8 protein-coding genes and 1 tRNA gene are annotated in these 7,197 nt (G+C 53.9%); 5 read left to right on the top strand and 4 right to left on the bottom strand.

Annotation, left to right across the window (positions count from 1 at the left end):
- Positions 1–514, top strand: a 514-nt coding sequence (locus RTK32_RS05555; RefSeq protein WP_312042490.1) for an EamA family transporter, incomplete at its 5' end; no start/stop codon positions are given.
- On the opposite strand, the gene RTK32_RS05560 is transcribed toward RTK32_RS05555, so the two are convergent.
- Both RTK32_RS05560 and RTK32_RS05565 read right to left on the bottom strand, forming a co-directional pair.
- Entirely contained in the window at positions 489–1,001 is a 513-nt protein-coding gene (locus RTK32_RS05560; RefSeq protein WP_312042491.1) for a DNA mismatch endonuclease Vsr, read from the bottom strand. The genes RTK32_RS05555 and RTK32_RS05560 overlap by 26 nt on opposite strands.
- Positions 1,002–1,048: 47 nt before the next feature.
- Positions 1,049–2,428 (bottom strand): DNA cytosine methyltransferase, encoded by a 1,380-nt coding sequence (locus RTK32_RS05565; protein WP_312042492.1) that lies wholly within the window; start codon positions 2,426–2,428, stop codon positions 1,049–1,051.
- A 153-nt stretch (positions 2,429–2,581) separates the two neighbouring features.
- Here RTK32_RS05565 and RTK32_RS05570 point away from each other — a divergent pair, with 153 nt between their 5' ends.
- Positions 2,582–3,241 carry an epoxyqueuosine reductase QueH gene (locus tag RTK32_RS05570; RefSeq protein WP_312042493.1) on the top strand — a complete coding sequence of 220 codons (660 nt, stop codon included), beginning with the start codon at positions 2,582–2,584 and terminating at the stop codon, positions 3,239–3,241.
- A gap of 93 nt (positions 3,242–3,334) precedes the next feature.
- On the opposite strand, the gene RTK32_RS05575 is transcribed toward RTK32_RS05570, so the two are convergent.
- Both RTK32_RS05575 and RTK32_RS05580 read right to left on the bottom strand, forming a co-directional pair.
- Entirely contained in the window at positions 3,335–3,622 is a 288-nt protein-coding gene (locus RTK32_RS05575; protein WP_312042494.1) for a hypothetical protein, read from the bottom strand.
- A gap of 73 nt (positions 3,623–3,695) precedes the next feature.
- Entirely contained in the window at positions 3,696–4,400 is a 705-nt protein-coding gene (locus RTK32_RS05580) for a phosphohydrolase (protein ID WP_312042495.1), read from the bottom strand.
- Between the two features lie 581 nt (positions 4,401–4,981).
- On the opposite strand from RTK32_RS05580, the gene RTK32_RS05585 reads away from it, so the two are divergent.
- From RTK32_RS05585 to RTK32_RS05595, 3 genes are all read left to right on the top strand, one after another.
- Positions 4,982–5,641 (top strand): hypothetical protein, encoded by a 660-nt coding sequence (locus RTK32_RS05585; RefSeq protein WP_312042496.1) that lies wholly within the window; start codon positions 4,982–4,984, stop codon positions 5,639–5,641.
- A 193-nt stretch (positions 5,642–5,834) separates the two neighbouring features.
- On the top strand, positions 5,835–6,602 hold the full coding sequence (gene mtfA, locus RTK32_RS05590) for a DgsA anti-repressor MtfA (RefSeq protein WP_312042497.1): 768 nt from the start codon (positions 5,835–5,837) through the stop codon (positions 6,600–6,602).
- 101 nt (positions 6,603–6,703) lie between these two features.
- A tRNA-Asn gene (locus RTK32_RS05595) sits at positions 6,704–6,779 on the top strand.
- Positions 6,780–7,197 lie beyond the last annotated feature (418 nt).

Here is a 7,197-nt window from a genome sequence, read left to right on the forward strand (position 1 = left end):
GGTCGGTATTATTTTGCTAAACAGCGGCGGCCATCTCGGCGGCAATCCCTGGGGTGCGGTAATTATTCTGATTGGCTCTGTCAGTTGGGCATTTGGCTCGGTGTGGGGGTCACGGATTACATTACCTTCCGGCATGATGGCGGGAGCGATAGAAATGCTGGCGGCAGGCGCCGTCCTGCTGCTGGGCAGTCAGCTTAGCGGCGAAAAGCTGGCCGCCGCGCCGGGCCTGTCCGGCCTGTTGGCCCTCGGCTACCTGACGCTGTTCGGGTCAATTATCGCTATTAACGCCTATATGTTTTTGATCCGTAACGTCAGTCCCGCCGTCGCTACCAGCTATGCCTACGTGAACCCGGTGGTAGCCGTACTGTTGGGCATCAGCTTTGCCGGTGAAAGCCTTTCGCCACGCGAGTGGCTGGCGTTGGCAATAATCCTGTTCGCCGTGGTGCTGGTGACGCTGGGCAAATATTTGTTCCCGGGTAAGCCGGTCATTAAATCGGTGGGCCGCCCGGACTAGGACGCTGTGCAGGGCGTTCGCGCATCAGGTGAATGCCCTGCCAGTCAATTTCAGCGTTGCCTTCCCCGGCAAAGAGCCACTCTTCCAGCCTTGCACTTATCGCCTCATCTGCCAGTTTGTGTTTACCGCGCAGCGCGCATTCCCAGACTACCAGCACCCGCCAGCCGCTGGCGCTCAGCTCATGAATAAATCGCTTATCGCGCGTCACGTTGCCGTTAATTTTGTTCATCCAGAACTCGGTGCGGGTCGCGGGGACTTTAAAGAGATGGCAGTCGTGATGATGCCAGAAGCAGCCATGAACAAAAACAATGGCTGGCGGGTTTTCTAACACAAAATCCGGCTTGCCCGGCAGCGTTTTATCCTGCACGCGATAGCTGAACCCCCGCTCCGCCAGCAGTTCCGCCAGGCGGGTTTCAATAGCCGTATCGCGGGTACGGATAGCACGCATGTTTTTGCTGCGAATTTCGGAAGTGTGAACATCGGCCATGGCGTCCTCCTTGAGATGACTTCAGTATAGACGCCCGGAGCCGCCGCCTACTTTTGGGAACGCTGTTTTACCGCCTGCGCTATCCAGGGCTGCAACAGCCTGGCGACCGCGGCAAAAGCCGGCACCACCACTGAATTACCAAACTGGCGATAGGCCTGGCTGTCTGAAACCGGAATGCGGAAACGCGTTTCGCCAGGTGCTTCGAAGCCCATTAACCGGGCGCACTCTCTTGGCGTCAGGCGGCGCGGGCGACGCTGCTGATTTTGCGGATGGTCAAAATCTGCTTCGCCCTGTTGCCGATCCCAGCCGCGATCGATCAGGATTTCCGACCCGTCTTTGTAGTAGCGCGCAGAAAGCGTCCGCACCACGCCGTGCTCTTTATCGGGGTCCACCAGCCCATAACCAAAACCGTTGCCCTTTGCCTGATGCTTTTTCGCGTAGTTATAGAGGTACTTCCACAGCGACGGCGTAAGGATATATTTAGCCTCGACCTGGCTGTCCAGCAGCTGGCGCAGCGGGATCCTTTGCTGTGGATAGAGCGAGGCGAGCGCGGAAAGCGTGAATTTGGGCAGATTCAAGTCGCGCCGAAACCCTACCAGCACGATACGCTCGCGATGCTGTGGTAGAAAATGCTTGCCGTCGACAATTTTGGGATCGGCAGAACCGTTGAGATCCGCATCGGCCACGTCGTAACCCAGCTCGTCCAGCGTGGCCATAATGATGCGGAAGGTTTTCCCTTTGTCATGGCTCTTCAGATTTTTAACGTTTTCCAGCACAAAGATCGCCGGTTTTTTCGCGGTAATAATGCGCGCCACGTCAAAAAACAGCGTGCCCTGCGCTTCGCATTCAAAACCGTGGGCGCGGCCCAGCGCATTTTTTTTCGAGACGCCAGCCAGCGAGAACGGCTGGCAGGGAAAACCGGCCAGCAGCACATCGTGATCCGGTACGTTCTGGTCAATATGCTGATAGGCTTCCTGCTCGCTAACCGGCCGGGCGCTTAACGTCACGTCGCGGATATCCTGATTAAACACGTGCGCCTGGGGATCGCAGTACCAGTTCGCCTTATAGGTTCTGACCGAGTATTTATTCCATTCACTGGTAAACACGCACTGCCCGCCAATCGCCTCAAAGCCGCTGCGAATGCCGCCGATACCGGCAAACAGATCGATAAAGCGAAAAGCGTAATGCGGATGATGGGCGGGCGGCTCGGGCAACAGAGCGGATAACGCCGCCGCTTCCGCCTGGCTCAATACCGTTCCCGTGCCGTTCAGCCAGCAGTTTAAGGTTTCCCGCGTCCACTTAGCGTGACCAACCTGCTGCAGCGTCGCCAGAAGGGTTTTGATATCGTAAACGGCCAGCAGGCGTGCCGCCAGCTGGCGATCTTCCAGACCAGACTGGGCTTCTGCAATAGTGTCAAACTCGCTCATAATCTCTCGGTTGCCGGAAATAAACGCCTGCCAGTCTACCACTTCATCAGGCTAAAACCAGGGGGCTGGCGGCTTTTACTGTGAGCCGGGATCCGTGACATTGGCCGATCATCCGCCTAAACTTGCCGTGTTTAAAAAAATGGAGCTGAAATAATGAGCGATATAACTCGTCCGCCGTTAAGCCTGCCGAACGGCGCGAACAAACTGCTATTGCACTCTTGCTGCGCGCCCTGCTCTGGCGAGGTTATGGAAGCTATCGCGGCTGCGGGCATCGATTACACTATCTTTTTTTATAATCCCAATATTCACCCGCAAAAAGAGTATTTGCTGCGTAAAGAGGAAAATATCCGCTTTGCCGAAAAGCATGGTGTCCCTTTTATTGATGCCGATTACGATACCGACAACTGGTTTGAGCGGGCTAAAGGCATGGAATGGGAACCGGAACGTGGCGCACGCTGTACTATGTGTTTTGATATGCGTTTTGAGCGTACTGCACTTTATGCCCATGAAAATGGCTTTCCGGTCATGACCAGCTGCCTGGGCATTTCGCGCTGGAAAAATATGCAGCAAATTAACGACTGCGGCGAGCGTGCTGCTGCGCCCTATCCGGGGTTGGCCTACTGGGATTACAACTGGCGGAAAAAAGGCGGCTCGGCACGCATGATTGACATCAGCAAGCGCGAACGCTTCTATCAGCAGGAGTATTGCGGTTGCGTTTATTCATTGCGCGACAGCAACCTGCACCGCAAAAGCCAGGGTCGGCCGTTGATTAAGCTTGGCGTACTCTATTACGGAGATGACGAAGAAGTTTAGCCCCTGTCTATACGGCATGAAGAAGCCTTGCGATCTGGTGGCGAGCGACAACCGTGATTATATGTCCCTGACCGGGCGGCCAGGGACGGCGCTTTACTTTTTCTTTTTCGATTTCTTAAGCAGGGCGCGTACCTGTTTTAACTCGCTGGCATTTAGCTGAGCATCAGCCTCTTCGGACGCGCTTTTGGCGTTTAGCTGAGGAGCAACCTCTTCGAGCACGCTCTGGTTGTCGACCGCCGGATGCTGTTGGGTGGACAGACTGAGCTGCAAACGCTGGCTGACTTCCTGACTGAGCGAAATCTGGTTTTCCTGTGCCAGATTTTTCAGCGTCTCTTTCAAAGCCGGGTCAATTTTTAACGTTAAGCTAACAGCGTCGGTCATGCCTGAATCTCCTGGTAAATGTTAGCAACACGGTAGCCTGAAAAGATCCCCTTAACCATACTGTCACAAAAATTTAATATTTCCCGCGCGCCTCGACAAATTCCCGCAGGACATCAGGATCCAGCTCGCAGAATTCCCCTTTCAGTTCAGCGCAAAGCTTGGCCATATAGGTAATCAGGAAATCCGCATTATGTTCGGCAAGCCGCCGTCCCTCCGCCGTCTGCATGGTTTGCGGCAACTTAAGAAGCTTTTTCTGAAAATGATCGAGCGCCCATTCCGCATCGTTCAGAGGGCGATCTCGACCCAGTGGGTCGGCGCTGTCGAATAGCGAGCGTCCCAGCGCGCCGGACACGTAAAACACCCGAGCCAGCCCGATTGCACCCAGTGATTCCAGGCGGTCAGCGTCCTGAACGATTTTCGCCTCCAGCGTTTCCGCTGTCACGCCTGCACTAAAACTGTGGGCGTGTACCACATGCGCTACCGCGTCACGCTTGTCCGCAGGAAAATCCGGAAAGACTTCCGTTAATATGCGCCGTGTTTCGACCGCCGCCTTTGCCGAAGCCAGATGACGTTCAGGATGGTTTTTGGGCAAATTGACAATATCGTGAAAATAGCAGCCGGTAAGCACAACCAGCTCATCCACGTGCATCCCTTTCATCATACGCTGTGCCGTAAGCCAGACGCGTCGCAGATGCGCCACGTCATGCGCTTTGTCATCCTGTGGCCAGCTCTCAAACAGCCAGCTTTCAAAGCGAGTTTGCCAGTGGGTCAGTGTCATAGCTTTTTCCCTGTAATATCAATTTGCAAAGGCGTCAGCGGCTGACTTCACCGCGGTGCCACCAGCGATAAAAATGCGATCTACATCATGTTTATAACCCTTGCCTTAACCCCGCTACAACAATTTTCCCGTAGCGAGGGTGACACAGCGCAAACGAATGGCTTGTTTTTAACCAAAATGATAAACACTTATAATGTTGTTTTTGCAATAACTTACCAGCATTTTGTTGCACAGTAAGTTAGAATCAATGCCGGCCGGTCGTCGTTTTTTACTAAAGCTATTGTCGGAAAGCTCCGATAATACCCTCTCATGCTCACTGTAAGGGATTGTAAAGGCGGCAGATGTCAAATTTATGATGGCCCGGATAAAGCAGCGGCGTTTAGCCGCCAGAACCCGATCTTCGCCACCCGTCGCACACAGAAAGCGAGAGCGAAGAAGAGGTTCAAAAATAAACAAGCACAGCTAATGTTTGCATAACTTTTTGTATACACTTTTCACTACAGGCTAACAGCATATGCCGGATCCCTTTTCGCCTGACGGCGGTGAGCGGGTCTTAACTAATAAGAAACAGGGGTCAAACCATGAAAGAACGCCCGATTTTGTTTAGCGATCAACGGGTGCGAGCACTGCTCTCAGGCCAGCAGCGCCAGACCCGACGCATTATGAAGTCACAACTTTTTGGCCCAGGTCAGGATAATCATGAAGGGTGCTACGGGATTGATGTCCTGAATAATCACCTGCAGGGCAACCGCGTGATGGGCATGGAAAACTTAAGCTACCACTGTCCCTACGGCCAACCGGGCGATCGCCTGTGGGTAAGAGAGACCTGGCGAGGCCCGGTTGTCCCCGTAGAAGAGATGGCCAACTACGAACGTAATCCGGCCCTGTTTAAGTCTTCTGCCTGGTGCCGCTACCGGGCCGATACCAGCGAGTTTTCCAGCGCAGGGGAAGAAGATGAACATTTTGGCTGGCAGGCCGGCATTCATATGCCGCGCTGGGCGAGCCGAATCGATTTGGTCGTCACCGCCGTTCGGGCAGAGAAAATTCAGGATATCAGCGACGATGATGTACTGGCCGAAGGCGTGCAGACAGATTCTCATTTTTTGAATAACTTTTTTACTATGCACAACGAGGTCATTTCACCCAAGGATGCTTACCGCAAGCAGTGGGCACTGCAGTATGGCGGCACCAGTTGGGAAGTGAACCCCTGGGTCTGGGTGATTGAATTCGAGCGTTTATAAGCGCCCTCCGGTTCCGGCTGGCTCGGGCCACCGGGCCCGCCTTTTCGTGCCGTCACAGAATGCGACTGAAAAGCTTGCTTAAGCTTGCCAGTTTGTTCCATGCTGCCCTGCCCTCTTATGTGGCCTGCACGCCGGACCTTGTGCAAAACGAGCCGCTGCGGCAGGGTAAGTCTCCTCTGCTTTGGGTTGACTGATGATGAAATGGTTCCGGAAATCCAACGATGCCGTCTTCGACGCGCTGCCCTGGCAGCAGGCGTTAGCTATCCCCCTGCTTGGCGCACTGAATGATGCCGAGCAGCAAAAGCTTATCCAGCTGGCCACGCGCTTCCTGCAACAAAAACGGCTGGTGGCGCTGCAGGATTTTGCGCTGGACGATCTGAAGTCTACCCGGCTGGCTCTGCTGTTCTGCCTGCCGGTACTCAACCTGGGCTATGACTGGCTGGATGGTTTTCATGAGGTGTTGCTCTATCCTGCGCCTTTTATCGTTGACGACGAATGGCAGGATGAGTTTGGCCTGGTGCACCGCGAGAGCATGGTACAGTCGGGCCAGAGCTGGCAACAGGGCCCGGTAGTGCTTAACTGGCTGGACGTGCAGGATTCGTTCGACCTTTCCGGTTATAACCTGATTATTCATGAAGTTGCCCACAAGCTGGATAGCCGAGGCAGTGATAACGCTAATGGCGTACCGGCTATGCCACTGCGGAACGTGGCGGCATGGGAGCAGGCGCTGACCGAAGCCATGGCCAGCATCACAGAAGAAATCGACCTGGTAGGCGAAAACGCCGCGACGATAGATGCTTATGCGGCCAGCGATCCGGCAGAATGCTTTGCCGTCCTGTCTGAATATTTTTTCAGCGCGCCTGAACTGCTGAATGAACGCTTTCCAACCCTTTACCGCCTTTTTTGCGGCTTCTATCGTCAGGATCCGCTGTTGCGCAACGGTGCGGACACCGTACAGTAACTGTCCCTATTGTTTTAAAGATAGCCAGTTGAAAGGCCTGAACTTTTTTCCTGTTGACACGCCGCTCAGCCCTCGCTACTATGCGCCCCATCGAAACCGATTCCTCTGTAGTTCAGTCGGTAGAACGGCGGACTGTTAATCCGTATGTCACTGGTTCGAGTCCAGTCAGAGGAGCCATATTTAAGAAGCCCGCTTAAGGAAACTTAAGCGGGCTTTTTGCTTTTTGCCACACGCCTCTTTCTCCCCGAATTTATCGCATCAGTGAGCGGGACGAAACAGCCTGTACCTATAAAAAACCTTGCCTTAAGCGTATCCGCTTCCCTTTTGCACCCGATTTGCATCCGACAAATGGAAAAGTCTGCTTGTTCAACCATCGCTTACGGCCGTGACCGAGACATCACCTAAATCCTTTGTTGGAAACATTTTAGTCATCTTCTGCTCCATAACTCTTGCTATAAAAGGGTTAACTTCATAATGAAAACAGCGAAGCTTCGCCTGAATGGCTTTATTAATAGCCAGGCGCATTCAGCACCGACCCTATACGGCACGCTTTCCGTTTTCGCTTTTTCCAGCCCGGCGGGCGGGTGTTCCGGCT

This window comes from Erwinia sp. (assembly GCF_031978025.1).
Classification (GTDB): Bacteria; Pseudomonadota; Gammaproteobacteria; order Enterobacterales; family Enterobacteriaceae; genus Erwinia.

Excerpts from the sequence above, each read along its gene's own strand:
- RTK32_RS05570 (WP_312042493.1), top strand. The coding sequence starts at position 2,582 with ATGAGCGATATAACTCGTCCGCCGTTAAGCCTGCCGAACGGCGCGAAC.
- RTK32_RS05575 (WP_312042494.1), bottom strand. The coding sequence starts at position 3,622 with ATGACCGACGCTGTTAGCTTAACGTTAAAAATTGACCCGGCTTTGAAA.
- RTK32_RS05560 (WP_312042491.1), bottom strand. The coding sequence starts at position 1,001 with ATGGCCGATGTTCACACTTCCGAAATTCGCAGCAAAAACATGCGTGCT.
- RTK32_RS05585 (WP_312042496.1), top strand. The coding sequence starts at position 4,982 with ATGAAAGAACGCCCGATTTTGTTTAGCGATCAACGGGTGCGAGCACTG.
- RTK32_RS05580 (WP_312042495.1), bottom strand. The coding sequence starts at position 4,400 with ATGACACTGACCCACTGGCAAACTCGCTTTGAAAGCTGGCTGTTTGAG.
- mtfA (WP_312042497.1), top strand. The coding sequence starts at position 5,835 with ATGATGAAATGGTTCCGGAAATCCAACGATGCCGTCTTCGACGCGCTG.
- RTK32_RS05565 (WP_312042492.1), bottom strand. The coding sequence starts at position 2,428 with ATGAGCGAGTTTGACACTATTGCAGAAGCCCAGTCTGGTCTGGAAGAT.